The sequence below is a fragment of the Corynebacterium ihumii genome (genome assembly GCF_028609825.1).
Lineage (GTDB): Bacteria > Actinomycetota > Actinomycetes > Mycobacteriales > Mycobacteriaceae > Corynebacterium > Corynebacterium afermentans.
Genome location: NZ_CP063190.1, coordinates 950,418 through 965,364 on the forward strand (window position 1 = coordinate 950,418; position 14,947 = coordinate 965,364).

General features: G+C 67.2%; 14 protein-coding genes. 9 read left to right on the forward strand and 5 right to left on the reverse strand.

Going from position 1 to position 14,947, the window contains the following annotated elements; all coding sequences use genetic code 11:
- Positions 1–13 precede the first annotated feature (13 nt).
- From nucS to CIHUM_RS04775, 4 genes are read left to right on the forward strand one after another with little or no spacing between them, the layout of a single operon-like run.
- Positions 14–706 (forward strand): endonuclease NucS, encoded by a 693-nt coding sequence (nucS, locus tag CIHUM_RS04760; RefSeq protein ID WP_034999834.1) that lies wholly within the window; start codon positions 14–16, stop codon positions 704–706.
- The gene (locus CIHUM_RS04765) at positions 706–993 is read left to right on the forward strand and encodes a hypothetical protein (RefSeq protein WP_034999835.1); all 288 of its coding nucleotides are present in this window, start codon (positions 706–708) and stop codon (positions 991–993) included. Before nucS ends, CIHUM_RS04765 begins: the two co-directional genes overlap by 1 nt.
- Positions 994–1,003: 10 nt before the next feature.
- Positions 1,004–1,306, forward strand: a complete 303-nt coding sequence (locus CIHUM_RS04770) for an MTH1187 family thiamine-binding protein (protein WP_034999836.1) — start codon at positions 1,004–1,006, stop codon at positions 1,304–1,306.
- 6 nt (positions 1,307–1,312) lie between these two features.
- Entirely contained in the window at positions 1,313–2,146 is an 834-nt protein-coding gene (locus CIHUM_RS04775; protein WP_273680243.1) for a tetratricopeptide repeat protein, read from the forward strand.
- Here CIHUM_RS04775 and glgB read toward each other — a convergent pair.
- Both glgB and CIHUM_RS04785 read right to left on the reverse strand, forming a co-directional pair.
- Positions 2,143–4,332: a 1,4-alpha-glucan branching protein GlgB gene (glgB, locus tag CIHUM_RS04780; RefSeq protein ID WP_187370394.1), complete on the reverse strand. Its 2,190-nt coding sequence runs from the start codon at positions 4,330–4,332 to the stop codon at positions 2,143–2,145. The two genes, CIHUM_RS04775 and glgB, sit on opposite strands and share 4 nt — an antisense overlap.
- A gap of 8 nt (positions 4,333–4,340) precedes the next feature.
- Complete coding sequence (locus CIHUM_RS04785; RefSeq protein ID WP_034999838.1) at positions 4,341–6,368, reverse strand: maltotransferase domain-containing protein; 2,028 nt, start codon at positions 6,366–6,368, stop codon at positions 4,341–4,343.
- 141 nt (positions 6,369–6,509) lie between these two features.
- Here CIHUM_RS04785 and CIHUM_RS04790 point away from each other — a divergent pair, with 141 nt between their 5' ends.
- From CIHUM_RS04790 to CIHUM_RS04810, 5 genes are read left to right on the forward strand one after another with little or no spacing between them, the layout of a single operon-like run.
- Positions 6,510–7,304, forward strand: coding sequence for an ABC transporter ATP-binding protein (locus tag CIHUM_RS04790; RefSeq protein ID WP_051106496.1), 795 nt, complete (start codon positions 6,510–6,512; stop codon positions 7,302–7,304).
- Between the two features lie 19 nt (positions 7,305–7,323).
- Positions 7,324–8,199, forward strand: a complete 876-nt coding sequence (locus CIHUM_RS04795; RefSeq protein ID WP_034999840.1) for an NUDIX hydrolase — start codon at positions 7,324–7,326, stop codon at positions 8,197–8,199.
- The gene (locus CIHUM_RS04800; protein ID WP_034999841.1) at positions 8,189–9,328 is read left to right on the forward strand and encodes a THUMP-like domain-containing protein; all 1,140 of its coding nucleotides are present in this window, start codon (positions 8,189–8,191) and stop codon (positions 9,326–9,328) included. Before CIHUM_RS04795 ends, CIHUM_RS04800 begins: the two co-directional genes overlap by 11 nt.
- Positions 9,329–9,338: 10 nt before the next feature.
- Positions 9,339–10,448, forward strand: coding sequence for a cysteine desulfurase family protein (locus CIHUM_RS04805; protein ID WP_273680244.1), 1,110 nt, complete (start codon positions 9,339–9,341; stop codon positions 10,446–10,448).
- A gap of 51 nt (positions 10,449–10,499) precedes the next feature.
- Positions 10,500–11,555, forward strand: coding sequence for a glycoside hydrolase family 25 protein (locus tag CIHUM_RS04810; RefSeq protein ID WP_034999843.1), 1,056 nt, complete (start codon positions 10,500–10,502; stop codon positions 11,553–11,555).
- Here the strand turns inward: CIHUM_RS04810 and CIHUM_RS04815 are convergent.
- Genes CIHUM_RS04815 through CIHUM_RS04825 form a run of 3 tightly spaced genes read right to left on the reverse strand, consistent with a single transcriptional unit; the run spans position 11,552 to position 14,822 of the window.
- Positions 11,552–12,340, reverse strand: a complete 789-nt coding sequence (locus tag CIHUM_RS04815; protein WP_034999844.1) for a spermidine synthase — start codon at positions 12,338–12,340, stop codon at positions 11,552–11,554. The genes CIHUM_RS04810 and CIHUM_RS04815 overlap by 4 nt on opposite strands.
- A 21-nt stretch (positions 12,341–12,361) precedes the next feature.
- A complete protein-coding gene (locus tag CIHUM_RS04820) occupies positions 12,362–12,649 on the reverse strand; it encodes a metal-sensitive transcriptional regulator (protein ID WP_034999845.1) in 288 nt (95 codons plus the stop codon).
- Between the two features lie 31 nt (positions 12,650–12,680).
- Positions 12,681–14,822 carry a heavy metal translocating P-type ATPase gene (locus CIHUM_RS04825; RefSeq protein WP_074432047.1) on the reverse strand — a complete coding sequence of 714 codons (2,142 nt, stop codon included), beginning with the start codon at positions 14,820–14,822 and terminating at the stop codon, positions 12,681–12,683.
- Positions 14,823–14,947: the final 125 nt, after the last annotated feature.

Genomic DNA, 14,947 nt, shown 5'->3' on the forward strand with positions numbered 1-14,947 from the left:
TACCCTGACAGGCATGCGTCTTGTCATAGCCCGTTGCTCTGTGGATTACGTCGGCCGCTTGGATGCGCACCTGCCGGAGGCGAAGCGCCTGATCTTGGTCAAGGCGGACGGTTCGGTGTCCATCCACGCAGATGACCGCGCCTACAAGCCGTTGAACTGGATGACGCCGCCGTGCACCACCCGTGTGGAGCAGGTGGTGGACGTCGACGGCGAGGACACCGGCGAAGAGCTGTGGATCGTGGAGAACCCGAAGGGCGAGCAGCTGCGCATCACAATTTCTGAGGTGCTGTTGGACGAGACGAAGGAGCTTGGGCAGGATCCTGGCCTGGTCAAGGACGGCGTGGAGTCGCACCTGCAGGAGCTTCTAGCGGAGCACATCACCACGCTCGGAGACGGCGTCACCCTGGTGCGCCGCGAGTACCCGACTGCGATCGGCCCGGTGGACATCCTGGCGCGTGACCCGCAAGGAGGCACGCTTGCGGTGGAGGTGAAGCGCCGCGGCGGCATCGACGGCGTGGAGCAGCTCAGCCGCTACGTGGAGCTGCTCAACCGCGACGAGCTGCTGCGCCCGGTGCGCGGCGTGTTCGCGGCGCAGGAGATCAAGCCGCAGGCGCGCACACTCGCGGGCGACCGCGGCTTCGAGTGCGTGACCCTGGACTACGACGAGCTGCGCGGCATCGAGTCCGCGGAGCTGCGCCTGTTCTGATGCCGCGCAGGAACCGTCGCCGGAACCAGGCGCCGCGCTACGTGCTGCCCAAAGACGGATCCACGTTCATCGGCACGCAAGAGATGGAGGGGCCGAGCTGGACCAACGGGGAGATCTTCAAGGTCCGCCAGATCGGCTCGGGGGCCGCGACGAAGTACTACATCTGCCCCGGCTGCAACCAGAACATCCCGCCCGGGGTGGCGCATGTGGTGGCGTGGCCGAGCGATACCGGACGCGGCGCGGACGACCGGCGGCACTGGCACAAGCACTGCTGGCAGCGGCGCTAGTATTGGCCGCATGATTGCAGCGTTTTCTGTGGCACCGACCATGACCGAAAATTCCAACGCGGAGATGTCCGATGTTGTCGCCAGAGCGGTGAAGGTGGTCCGCGAATCGGGCCTGCCGCACGAGACCACGGCGATGTTCACCACCATCGAGGGGGAGTGGGACGAGGTCATGGACGTGATCAAGCGGGCGACGCAGGCGGTGGAGGAGGTCTCCCCGCGCGTGTCGCTGGTGGTCAAGGCGGATATCCGCCCCGGCTACGAGAACATGCTGCAGCAGAAAGTCGAATCTTTAAACAAGCACTTGGAGGCGTAAGAGCACATGACCAACCCGCAGTTCACCGGCGGCGCGATCGACTTAGGAGCGCTCGCGGAGCGCAACGACGAGGCGCAGGCCGGCTTCGAGCCGTTCATCACGGTCACTGAGGCCAACGTTGAAAAGGGCGTGTTCGAGCGCTCCATGCAGATTCCCGTGGTGCTGCTCATCGGCACGCCGCGCAGCCCAGACTCGGAGAGCCTGAAGAAGCAGTTTGAGAAGCTCTCGGCAGGCCAGCGCGCGTTCATGGTCGGCTACGTGGACGCGGATTCCACCCCGCAGGTCGCGCAGGCCATGGGCGTGCGCGTGCTGCCCACCGTGGTCGCGCTCGCGGGCGGGCGCCCGGTGGCCAACTTTGAGGGCAACCAGCCGGCCGACGAGCTCGAGCAGTGGGTGGGCGCCCTGGTCAGCCAGGTGGGCCCGCAGCTTAAGGGGCTTGTCGACGACAACGCGCCCGAGCAGGAAGACGTCGACCCCCGCCTGGACCGCGCGACCGAGGCGCTCAACGCGGGCGACTTCGACGCCGCCACGGCGGTGTACGACGAGATCCTCGCTGACGACCCCACCAACGCCGATATCAAACAGGCCAAGGCGACCGTGGCTGTGCTGAAAAGGGTGCAGGGGAAGGGGGAACCGGAGGATGACGTCGATAAGCTGCTGTGGCTCGCGGACAAGGAGTTTGTCGCAGGCGACCCGGAGGCGGCCTTCGACCGTCTGCTAGAGCACGTCAAGGCCGAGCCGCGCGCCAAGGAGCGCCTGCTGGAGCTGTTGACGCTGCTCGAGCCGGGCGACCCGCGCGTGATCGCGGCGCGCACCCGGCTCGCAAGCGCCCTGTTCTAGCGGCGCAGGATGTAGTACTGCGCGCTCATCGCCGGCACGTGCAGCTCGGTGGACTGCTCGAAGCGGTCCCACTCGGTCGGCTCGGTGGTGAGCACCTGCGGCAGGTCGTTGCCGGCGCCGCCGTAGACGGCGTCGTCGGTGTTGACTAAAAGCTCCCACTCGCCGGCCTCGGGAAGCCCCAGGCGGTAGTTGGGCTGGGAAACCCCAGAGAGGTTCACCACCGCGAGCACCGGGGTGGCGTCCACGCCCCAGCGGATGTAGGCGAGGATGTTGTTCGCGGCGTCGTCGCCCTTGACCCACTGGAAGCCCATCGGGGTGTTGTCCTGCGAGTACAGCGCCGGGGTGTCGCGGTAGACGCGGTTGAGATCGCGCACGAGGCGCTGCACGCCGCGGTGGTAGCCGTGGCCCCAGCTATCGGAGATGTTGTCCCAGTTGACGGAGTGGGCCTCGTCCCACTCGGTGGTCTGGCCCCACTCGCAGCCCATGAACAGCAGCTGCTTGCCGGGGTGCGAGAACATGTAGCCGTAGAGGGCGCGAAGGCCGGCGGCCTTGTTCCAGTCGTCGCCGGGCATGCGCGTCCACAGCGAACCCTTGCCGTGGACGACCTCGTCGTGGCTAAACGGCAGGACGTAGCGCTCGGAGAACGCGTAGACCAGCGAGAAAGTGATCTCGTTGTGGTGGTAGGAGCGGTGGATGGGGTCCAGGGAGAAGTACTCCAAGGTGTCGTTCATCCAGCCCATGTTCCACTTCAGGGAGAAACCCAGCCCGTCAGCGTCGGTCTGCGCGGTCACGCCCGGCCAGGCGGTGGATTCCTCGGCGATGGTGAGCACGCCGGGGTGCTCGCGGTGCACGGTGGCGTTCATCTCCTGCAAAAACTGCACGGCCTCCCAGTGCTCGCGTCCGCCGTATTGGTTGGGCAGCCACTCGCCGGGCTCGCGGGAGTAATCCAGGTAGAGCATGGAGGCCACCGCGTCTACGCGCAGGCCGTCCAGGTGGAACTCATCGCACCAGTACAGCGCGTTTGCCACCAGGAAGTTGCGCACTTCGCGGCGGCCGAAGTCGAAGACGTAGGTGCCCCAGTCTTTCTGCTCGCCGCGGCGCCAGTCGGGGTGCTCGTAGAGGGCGGTGCCGTCGAAACGCGCGAGCGCGAAGTCGTCTTTGGGGAAGTGGGCGGGCACCCAGTCCACCAGCACGCCGATGCCGTTGGTGTGCAGCGTGTCCACGAGTTTGCGGAACTCGTCCGGGGTGCCCCAGCGCGCGGTCGGGGCGTAGTAGCCGGTGACTTGGTAGCCCCAGGAGCCTCCGAAGGGGTGCTCGGCCACGGGCAGAAACTCCACGTGGGTGAAGCCGTTTTCCACCAGGTAGGGCACGAGCTCCTCGGTCAGGGTGGCGTAGTTGGAGCCCTGCTTCCAGGAGCCGATGTGGCACTCGTAGACGCTCATGGCGGAGTTAGTGGGGTCGATGCCGGCGCGCGCGTTCATCCACTCGCTGTCGGTCCACTCGAACTCGCTCGGCGCGGCCACCACGGAGACGGTCTCCGGCGGGGTCAGCGTGCGCTTGGCCAGCGGGTCGGCCTTGTCCACGCGGGTGCCGTCGGCGGTCTGGATCGCGTACTTGTAGGTCGCGCCGTCGCCGATACCGGGGATGAAAATCTCCCACACGCCGGAGGCACCCAAGGAGCGCATGGGGTACTGGTTGGGGTTCCACCCGCAGAAATCGCCGATGACGGCCACACCCTGGGCGTTCGGCGCCCACACGGCAAAAGAGGTGCCGCGGACCTCGCCCAGGGAGGTCTCGTAGGAGCGCACGTTCGCGCCGAGAACCTCCCAGAGGCGCTCGTGGCGGCCCTCGTTGATCAGGTGGAGATCCAGCGAGCCCAGGGTGGGCAGGAAGTGGTACGCGTCCGCCACGATGCGCGGTTCGGCGCCGGGGTAGGTGACGCGGAAGCGGTAGTCGGGCGCGTGCTCGTCGTCAAGCGAGATTGCCCAGATGTCGTCGCCGGTGGGTTCCATGGCGCGCGCGCCGTTGTGGATGAGCAGCTCCACGCGCTCCGCGCCGAGGAAGCGGGTGCGCACGACGGATCCTGCGCCCACGCGGTGCCAGCCGTAGAAATCGTGGGGCGCGTGGTGCTTGCACTCGATGAGGCGCTGGCGGTCGCCTTCGGGGATGAGCAGGTCGGTGTTCATTGGCTTCCTTAGGGACGGTAGTCGTGGTCTGAAATCTGACGGTACGCAAGTGCTTCTCGACGAGCCGAAGGCACCTCCGGCAACCGGAAAATGTGCGCGACGTTCTTCTCGGGCGCGAGACGGATGAAGTTGCCGGTCTCGGCGGTAGTCCAGGTGTAGCGCTCGCCGGTGATCTGGTCGTGCACCTTGAAAGTTTCTCCGTCGTTGAGTCCCACCGCGGAGGCGTCGACACGCAGCATGCCCTCCTGGGTGGAGGAAGGGTCCAGGTTGATCACCACAAGCACCGCGTTGCCGGTCTCGGCGTCCACCTTGGAGTAGGCGATGATCTGGTCGTTGGCGATGTCGTGGAAGCGGATCTGGCGCAGCTGCTGCAGCGCCGGGTTATCGCGGCGGATCTGGTTGAGCAGGGTCAGGTACGGCTCGAGCGACGCGCCCCTTTCCAGGGCGGCGGCGAAGTCTCGGTGGCGCAGCTGGTACTTCTCGCTGTCGTGGTACTCCTCGCTGCCTTCGGCCACGGGGCGGTCCTCGTAGAGTTCGTAGCCGGAATAAACGCCCCACAGCGGGCTCATGGTGGCAGCCAGCGTGGCGCGCAGCGCAAAGGCCGCCGGTCCGCCCTGTTGCAGCGTGGCGTGCAGGATGTCGGGGGTGTTGACGAAGAGGTTGGGGCGGGAGACGTCGGCGACGTCCACGAGCAGCTGGGCGAAATCGGTCAGCTCCGCCTTGGTGGTCTTCCACGTGAAGTGGGTGTAGGACTGCGAGAACCCGGCCTTGGACAGCCCGTACATGCGCGGCGGGCGGGTAAACGCTTCCGCCAGAAAGACCACGTCCGGGTCGGTCTCGTGCACCTTGGAAATCAGCCAGTGCCAAAAATCCACCGGCTTGGTGTGGGGGTTGTCCACGCGGAAGGTGGTCACGCCCAGGTCCACCCAGTACATGAGCACGCGGTAGATCTCCGCGTAGAGCTTCTCCGGGGCGTTGTCGAAGTTGAGCGGGTAGATGTCCTGGTACTTCTTCGGCGGGTTCTCCGCGTACGCGATGGTGCCGTCTGCGAGCACGGTGAAAAACTCAGGGTGCTCTTTGGCCCACGGGTGGTCGGGGGCGGCTTGCAGCGCGAAGTCGAGGGCGATTTCCAGGCCCAGCTCGTTGGCGTGGTCCATCATGTCAAGGAATTCGTCCTCGCCGCCCAGGTTCGGGTCGAAGGCGTCGTGGCCGCCGTGCTTGGAACCGATCGCCCACGGCGAGCCGACGTCACCATCCTCCGGGGTGAGCGTGTTGTTCCGGCCCTTGCGGTTGACCTCGCCGATGGGGTGGATCGGCGGGAAGTACACGGTGTCGAAGCCCATGTCTGCCACGCGCTTCAGCTGCGCCGCGGTGGTTTCCCATGTGCCGTGGACCGGGTTGCCCTTAGCGTCCACGCCGCCGGTGGAGCGGGGGAACAACTCGTACCAGGAGTTCACCAGCGCCTCGCGGCGCTCCACCAGGATGTCAGCCACCGGCCCGCGGGTGACCAGCTCACGCAGCGGGTACTCGGTCAGCACGTCGCGCACCTCGGTGGAGACGCACGGCGCGATGCGGTCGGCGAGCGGGAGCGTGTCGTCGAGAAGCGTGGCGCGGGCGTTTTCCAGCACCTGCGGCGCGGGGGTCTGGGCAATCGCCGCGGCGAACAGGTCCGCGCCGTGGGCGATGTCGCTGGCCAGCTCTTTTTCGGTCTGGCCCGCGGCGAGCTTCTTCTCCACCGCATTGCGCCACGTGGCCATCACGTCGCTCCACGCGTCCACCCGGTAGCGCCACAGCCCCTTTTCGCGGGGGATGAACACGGCGTGGACGTAATCCGGGCGGTAGACCTCCTGATGCATCGGCACCGTAAACTGCTCGCCGGTAGGCGACACCAGCACCAGTGTCGCAGCGATCGCGTCGTGGCCTTCGCGCCACACCAGCGCCGAAACGGGCACGACCTCGCCGACCACCGCCTTCGCGGGCAGCGTGCGCCCGGAAACCTGGGGGCGCACATCGTCGATGCCAAAGCGAGCAACCATTTTTTACTGACCCTCTCAACCTGCCTGCATTCCATCAGCCAGGGTAGCGCGGGCCTCCCACACACGCGGGCCGAAATAGGTAAAGATGGATGCGTGAATGCGAGTGAGGAATTGGTGACAGACCCGGACCTGCTGGTGGACATGCGCGACGTGGAGTTCATCCGCGGCGGCAACACCCTAGTGGGCCCCGTGACATGGCAGGTTGAACTGGACGAGCGGTGGGTGGTCATCGGCCCCAACGGCGCCGGCAAGACCACCTTGATCCGCATGGCCTCGGCCCAGGAGTTCCCGTCCAAGGGCACCGTGTTCATCATCGGCGAGCGCGTCGGCGCCACCGACATGCGCGACTTGCGTGCGGCGATCGGCGTGACATCGTCGGCGGTGGCGCAGCGCGTGCCGGAGGGCGAAAAGGTGGGCGACCTGGTCGTCTCCGCCGGCTACGCCATCTTGGGGCGCTGGCGCGAAGACTACGACGAAATGGACTACGAGCAAGCCCTCGAGGTGCTCGAGCAGGTCGGCGCGATCCACCTGATCGACCGCACCTGGGGCACGCTGTCCGACGGCGAGAAGAAGCGCGTGCTGGTTGCGCGTGCGGTGATGACCAACCCGGAGCTTTTGATCCTGGACGAGCCGGCCGCCGGCATGGACCTGGGCGGGCGCGAGGACCTGCTGGCCTACCTGGGCGATCTGGCCATGGACCCGGACGCCCCGGCGATTGTCATGATCACCCACCACTTGGAGGAGATCCCGGCGGGCTTTACCCACGCCATGCTGCTGGACGAGGGCGAGGTGGTCGCCCAGGGCCTCATCAACGACGTCCTGACCTCCGAAAACGTTTCGCGCGCCTACCACCAGCCCATCGAGGTCACAGTGGACGAGGGCCGCTACACCGCCCGCCGAGCTCGCGCCAAGCGCGGTGGTGCGCACCGGGCGTAGGCCTGAGGGGATTTCGGCAATGCCCACGAGAAGGAATCGCACCCAGGGCGTGCTGACGCACGACGTCGGCGACACCATCGACGTCCACGAGCGCAGCGGGTTTCAAGGTGCCCGGCTGTCCGCGACGGTGATGCTGCTGCGCGACGGTGCGGACGGTCTCGAGGTGTGGATGCAGGAACGCGTGCTTTCCATGCCGAACTACCCAGGCATCACAGTCTTTCCCGGCGGTGGGGTGGATTCGCGCGATTTCCCGCCGCGCGCGTGGGACGACGGCGAGCTGTGGCTCGGCCGCTCCGCAATTTCCCTGGCGCGCCAGCTGGGCGTGACCAAGTACAAGGCGCACGCGTTGCTGTTTGCGGCGGTGCGCGAACTGTTCGAGGAAACCGGCACGCTGCTCGCCGTGGACGACGACGGGGTGCTGCTCGATGACGCGCGCCCCTTCCACGAGCACCGCCTGAAGTTGGCGTCGCATGAGCTTTCGCTTACCGACGTGCTCCGCGAGTCCAACCTCAACGTCTGCGCCGACCTGGTCAAACCGCTCGCGAGGTGGGTGGGTAAGTCTGAAAGCGGCAACTGGTTCGACACCTTCACATTCGTCGCCGCCAACCCGGAGGGCCAGGAACCGGATTCCAACACCGAGGAGGCGGACGACGCCAACTGGTTTCCACCAAAGCTGATCTTGGAGGGCTGGCGCCACGGCCTGGTTCGCCTGGCACCCTCGACGTGGGCGCAGCTGAACGAGGTAGCGCGCTTCAGCGACACGGAAGAGGCGCTGGCCGCCGCTTGGCGCGCAGACCTGTCCCCGGTGGTGGGCGACCCGGTGGACGACCTGCGCTACCGTGACTTTTTCTCTTTCACGCCCATAGACAGGATTGGACGCCGCGGTGGGATTTAGCGTTGCAGAAGCCCGCTTTTTGGCGGCACACGCCGGGGAGATCGCGGAGGTTTCAAAGCAGGTGGCACTGACCAAGCAATCCGTGTTCGCGGACCGCGCGGTCCTCGATGCCCGCTTCGGCGAGTACGCCCGCGCGGTCAGCGTGCTCATCTCCTCCCAGCGCGCGGCAGCAAGGAAGTTCCCGGAGCACTGGCTCACCGACGCCGACGCAGTGCAGCAGGCCACCCCGGCGCGCGTGGCGCAGGTGAGAGCCACGCGCATCGCCGCAGCCGGGGTGGAGTTCGTCCACGACGTGACCTGTTCGGTGGGCTCGGAGGCCCCGGCCTTTCTTGATGCCGGCGTTGCCTGGCTCGGCTCGGACCTGGACGCCGCGCGCTTGGTCATGGCGCGGCACAACCTCGGCGCAGACGCCTGGCTGACTCGCGCCGACGCACTTTCGCCGGTGAGCACGGGCGGCGCAGTGGTGGCCGACCCGGCGCGCCGGGCCGGCGGCAAACGGATCACCGACCCGGCGAAGCTCCTACCGCCGCTGCCGGACCTGCTTTCTGCGCATTCGGGCCGCGAGATGGCGGTCAAGTGCGCGCCGGGCATCGACTACTCCGGGTGGGATGGCCTGGTCAGCGTGGTCTCGGTGGACGGGGGCGTAAAAGAGGCGTGCCTGTACACGCCGGGGTTGGCGGGCGGAGCTCGTCGAGAAGCAGTGGTGCTGCGCGACTTCGAGGAACGCGTCACCGACGACGAGCCGGACGAGGTGGAGGTCACCGCGCCGCGCAAGTGGATCATCGAACCGGACGGAGCGGTTGTCCGTGCGGGGCTGGTGCGGCAGTGGGCCGCGCGCCACGGGCTGAGCATGCTGGACGAGCACATCGCCTACACCACCGGCGACGCTGTGCCAGCGGGCTATAGCGGCTTCGAGTTCATCGAGGCGGTGCCGCTGCGAGCGCTAAAGAAGACGCTCGCCAGCCACGGGGCTGGGGCCGCGGAGATCCTCGTACGCGGGGTGGACGTGGACCCGGACCAACTGCGCAAAAAGCTCAAGCTGCGCGGGGACAAGCAGATGGGCGTGGTGATCGCGCGCATCGGCGACGACGCGGTGGCGCATGTGTGCCACGCGCGCGTGCACGCCTAACCTGTGGGGCATGGTCTACCTCGATCACGCAGCCACCACTCCCATGCGCCAGTGCGCCATCGACGCGTGGGTAGAGCACGCAGGTGTCCTGAACGCCGGCAGTCAGCACGCCGCCGGGCGCCAGGCGAACGCGGTGCTCGCCGACGCCCGCGAGCGCATCGCGTCCGCGTTGGGCGCGGACCCGGTGGAGGTGGTGTTCACCGGCTCCGGCACCGAGGCGAACAACATCGGGGTGCGCGGGCTTTGGAGCGCCTCCGGCGGCGGGCGCGTGGTGTCTACCCCGATCGAGCACCCGGCGGTGCTCGAGGTGGTCAAGTCTCTGGGGCAGACTGAGTGGCTGCCGGTGGGGCGCGACGGCGTGGTGTCGGACCTTTCGGCGCTGGATACCCCGGCCGCGGTCGCGGCGGTGATGTGGGCGAACAACGAAACCGGCGCGATCCAGCCGGTGCGCGAGGCTGTCTCCCGCGCAGGCGCGGCGGGCACCCCGGTGCACGTGGACGCGGTGCAGGCGGTCGGGCACATTCCGGTTCACTTCCACGAGCTCGGCGCGGCCACGCTAGCGGCCAGCGCGCACAAGTTCGGCGGGCCGCGCGGGACCGGCATCTTGTTGGCCCGGCGCTCGCCGGCGCCGCAGCCGGTGATCTTGGGCGGCGGGCAGGAGCGCGGGATCCGTTCCGGCACGGTGGACGTGGCCTCGGTGGCGGCGACGGCGGCGGCGCTGGAGGAGGCGGTCGCCGAGATGGGGCAGGAGCAACAGCGGGTCGCGGGCCTGCGCGATGCGGTGATCGCTGGGGTGAAAGAGGCGGTGCCGGAGGTGATCGTCGCAAAGCATGAGCCCTGTCTTCCGGGGCACGCGCACTTCATGTTCCCGGGGGCGAACGCGGACGCGCTGATCATGCTTTTGGACGCCCAGGGCATCCAGGTTTCGGCCGGTTCGGCGTGCGCCAGCGGTGTGCTGCGGATGAGCCACGTGCTGGAGGCGATGGGGTACTCCGAGCGCGAAGCGATGGGTGCGCTGCGCGTGACGGTGGGGCGGACGAACACGAGCGAGGACGTGGAGAAGTTTTTGGCGGCGATCCCGGAGGTGGTGGAGCGGGCGCGGGCGGCCGGCGCGCTGTAACTTGCGTGTCGCGTGTGGTGTGTGTGACTTGAGTGGTTTAGTGTGTTGGGCATGCAGATCACTCGCCGCATACGTACCGCAGCCGCCGCCGTGACCGCGCTCGCCCTAGGCCTGAGCGTGGTCAACCCGGTGACCGGGCCCGCAGACGCCCAGTCCATCCCGGGCGTTGTTTCCGGCGTGGACGTGGCGGGCCACCAGCGCCCGGGCGGCGCCGCGATCGACTGGCGCTCCGTGCACACCATCGGCGGGCAAGACTTCGCCTACGTGAAGGCCTCCGAGGGTGACGGCTGGAAAAACGACTTCTACGACGAGGACGCCAAGGCCGCAGCCGACGCCGGCCTGAAGGTGGGCGCCTACCACTACGCGCGCCCCGCCGAGGATCCGGTGGCGCAGGCGCGCTACTTCGCCTCTGTGGTCAACGACGGCCCGGCCACCCAGCTGCCGCCAGTACTGGACCTGGAGGTCGACGAGGGCTTAGGTCCGGTGCAGCTGGCGGGCTGGACACAGGCGTTCCTCTCCGAGCTGGAGGCGCGCACCGGCAAGCGCCCGATGATCTACACCTACCGCTACTTCTGGTACGAGCGCATGAACGACACCAGCGCGTTTACCTCGTACCCGCTGTGGCTGGCGGCCTACCAGAACCGCCCGCCGGCCCCGGTCGGCGGCTGGGAGAAGCTGAGCTTCTGGCAGCGCAGCGAGTCCGGCCGCGTGGTGGGCATCAACACGCCGGTGGACATGAACATCTACAACGGCAACGGCGCGCAGTTGAACCAGTTCGCCGCGGGCGACCTGCGGGCCGGCGGCGGGGTGCTGGAGGCGTTCCAGGCGCCGGACTCCGGGGAGCTGAAGGTGCTCGAGCAGGACAGCACCAAGCTCGTCGTCGCTATCCTCGCGCTCGCCGCGGGCGGCCTGGGTGCGCAGCAGCTTATCGACGCCGCCCGCCTCGCCGGCTTCGACCCGACCGACGCGGATAACATCGCGGGCCTCGTCCGCGCATTGGCGGGCCAAGGCGAGCTGCCGATCGAGGACCTGCAGAAGATGATGACCGGCGACTACCAGATCGGCGACCTGCTCATCCTGCTGGACAACGCCGCGAAGGCCGCCTAGTCGTGCCGCGGTGTCGTCGCTAAGCGGCGGCACCATTTTTCGTCTTTGAACTGCGCCGGCACCCCGCCTTTGAGCAGGTTGCGGGTAAGCGTGTCGCTCGCCTCAAGCGCGTGGCCAGCGCCGATGAGGACGATGTTGCCGTAGCGGCGGCCTTTGAGCATCGGCGGATCCGCGATCGCCGCGACGTGCGGGAACACCTCGCACATCCCCGCGAGCTCCTCTTTCGCCTCCTTCAGGTCTGCATGCGAGCCGCAGTTGGCCACGTAAAAGCCGCCGTCGCTTAACGACGTCCACGCCGCCGTGTAAAACTCAACCGTCGTCAGGTTGCGCGGGGTGGTGGCGGAGGTAAACACGTCGCGGATGATCACGTCGCGGGTCGCCGGTTTGAACGCGTCGGTGACCTCGCGGGCGTCGCCGACGCGGATTTTCACGGTGGGGGACCGGGGGACGTCGAAAAGCTCGCGCGCAAGCACCGCGAGCTCCGAATCGATCTCGACGACCGTGCTGCGCGAGCCGGGCCACGCGGCGGCGAAGTAGCGGGCGAGGGTGCACGCGCCGCCGCCGAGGTGCGTCAGGCGCGACTTCGCCCGGTGTGGTTCCGGATAGGCGTCGTTGAGGAAATCGGCCATCCAGCGCATGTACTCGAAATCCAGCCGGGTCGGCTCGCCCGGCACGATGTGGGAGCTGGGCACGCCGTTGACAAGCAGCACCATGGAGCCGTCGGGTTCGTGCAGGACTTCGGCGACCCCGGTGTCGATCTCGTAATACTCGCTTTTTGCGACCATGGCTGGTGAGGGTACTCGGGTCTAGGACTTCACCAGCCGCGCGATAGCTGCGGACGCTTCTTCGATCTTTACGTCGGCCTCCTGCCCGTCGCTGATCGCATCGGCAACACAGTGCTTCAAGTGGTCGTCCAGCAAACCCAGTGCTACGCCCTTCAGCGCCGCGTTGACCGCACTGATCTGGGTGAGGATGTCAATGCAGTAGGCGTTTTCGTCGATCATGCGGTGAATACCGCGGGTCTGCCCCTCGATACGTTTGAGCCGAGCGAGGTAACGGTCTTTCACGCTGATGTAGCCGTGGTCGTTCATCATGGGCCTCCTGAGTGGTGTGAGCGGTGTCGGGTCACTTGGATCGGTTGAGCATACGGTCGGCGCTGCTCTGCGGAGTGAGGTCGAGACGGCGGAGCAGCTGCGCATTGAGGGCGACGACGACGGTCGAGGCCGACATCAGGATTGCGCCGACGCTCATCGGCATCACGAACCCGATTGGGGCGAGGATACCGGCAGCCAGCGGAACGGACAGCAGGTTGTAGCCGGCCGCCCACCACAGGTTCTGCTTCATCTTCCGGTAGGTCGCACGGGAGAGCTCGATGACCGAAAGCACTGATCGCGGATCGGAGCTTGCCAGGACCACGCCCGCCGAGCCGATCGCCACGTCTGTGCCGGCACCGATCGCGATGCCGACATCGGCCTGGGCCAGCGCGGGGGCGTCGTTGACGCCATCGCCCACCATGGCGACCTTTTGGCCCTCGCCTTGCAGTTCCTTGACTTTCGCGGCCTTGTGCTCGGGACGCACACCCGCGAAGACCCGGTCAATGCCCAGGTCCTTGGCGACGGTGTCCGCGACGGCCTGCGCATCGCCGGTGATCATGACGACCTGGGCGCCGGCAGAGTGCAGTGCGTCGACGGCGTCGCGGGACTCGGGGCGGATCTCGTCGGCAAGCCGGAGTGCTCCGATCACTTCGCCGTCGGCGAGGACGTGGAGAATGATCGCGCCCTCCTTTCGCCACTCGTCGGCGACCGGGAGCTCCCCGGCGGAATGCTTCTCAAGCAGGTAGGGGCCACCGACCTCGATTACCTCACCGTCAACAGTTGCCTTCACGCCCACTGCTGGGGACGAAGAAAAGTCGATTGCCTGCGGGACGGCTACGCTACGGGCCTGAGCAGCCCCGGTGATGGCGCGTGCGAGCGGGTGCTCGCTGTCTGCCTCGGCGGCCGCCGCAAGGGCAAGCACGTCTTCTTTATCACGCCCGCCGGCGGTGTCGATCGCGGTGACGGTGGGTTCGCCCTTGGTGAGAGTGCCGGTCTTGTCGAACAGTACTGCGTCGACGGTGCGCATGGATTCGAGTGCGAGCCGATCCTTGATCAGCACCCCGCCGCGGGCGGCGCGCTCAGTCGCAATCGAGACGACCAGCGGGATTGCGAGGCCTAGGGCGTGAGGGCAGGCGATGACGAGCACCGTGATGGTGCGCACCACGGCGTCGTTTGGCATGCCGATAACGGTCCAGACCACGGCGGTCAGAATGGCGGCGCCGAGGGTGAACCAGAACAACCACGCGGCGGCCTTGTCTGCGAGGCGCTGCGCCCGCGATGACGATTCTTGCGCATCGGTGACGAGCTTTTGAATGCCGGCCAACGCGGTGTCGCCACCTGTGGCCGTGACCTCAATGCGCAGACCCGAGTCTGTCGCGATGGTGCCAGCGACCACGTGCTCGCCTTCACCGCGGCGCACCGTTTTCGACTCACCGGTGACCATCGACTCGTCCATGCTGGCGCTGCCGTCGACGATTGTGCCGTCGGCAGGCACGGACGCGCCGGGCCGCACGATCACGACATCGCCGACCTCAAGATCCGACGGGGTGACCTTCACCACTTCGTCGCCGTCGATCTTTTCGGCCTCGTCGGGCAGAAGTGCGGCGAGGGAGTCCAGGGCCGAGGTGGTCTGAGCGAGGGAGCGCATCTCGATCCAGTGCCCCAGCAGCATGATGACCACCAGCAGCGCCAGTTCCCACCAGAAATTCAGCCCGCGGTCCAGCAAGTTCAGGCTCGCACCCCAAGAGGAGACGAAGGCGACCGTGATCGCGAGCGCGATCAGCAGCATCATGCCGGGTTGGCGGGAGCGGATCTCGGAGACAGCACCCGTCAAGAACGGGCGACCTCCCCAGAAGTAAATGACCGTACCCAAAAGCGGCGAGATCCACCGGACCCATTCCGCGTCAGGCAGCTGGTAGCCGATGAGATGGGCGAAGGTTTCGTTAAATCCGACGACCGGGAACGCGAGAACCAACATGATCCAGAAGAGCCTGCGGAACTGGGCAACGTGGTCTCCGTGGCCTGCGTGGCCTGCGTGGCCCTGGCCTCCATGTTCTCCGTGGCCCGCGTGCTCTGTGTGGTGGCGGCCGGCATGGCCTTCGTGGTTGCTGTGTTCGTGATGGCTGGCGTGCCCACCGGGTCGGGTGCCGGAGTGGGCGTGTCTGTCGTTCATGGTGCTGTCCTCTCGTTGCAGTTCATCGTTGTGGTCGGTTCGGCCGTGCCGGGGCTTAGCACGACGGCTGTCTCCCACGTTAATACCCCATGGGGGTATATGTCTAGTGGGTGTTTCCATGCATT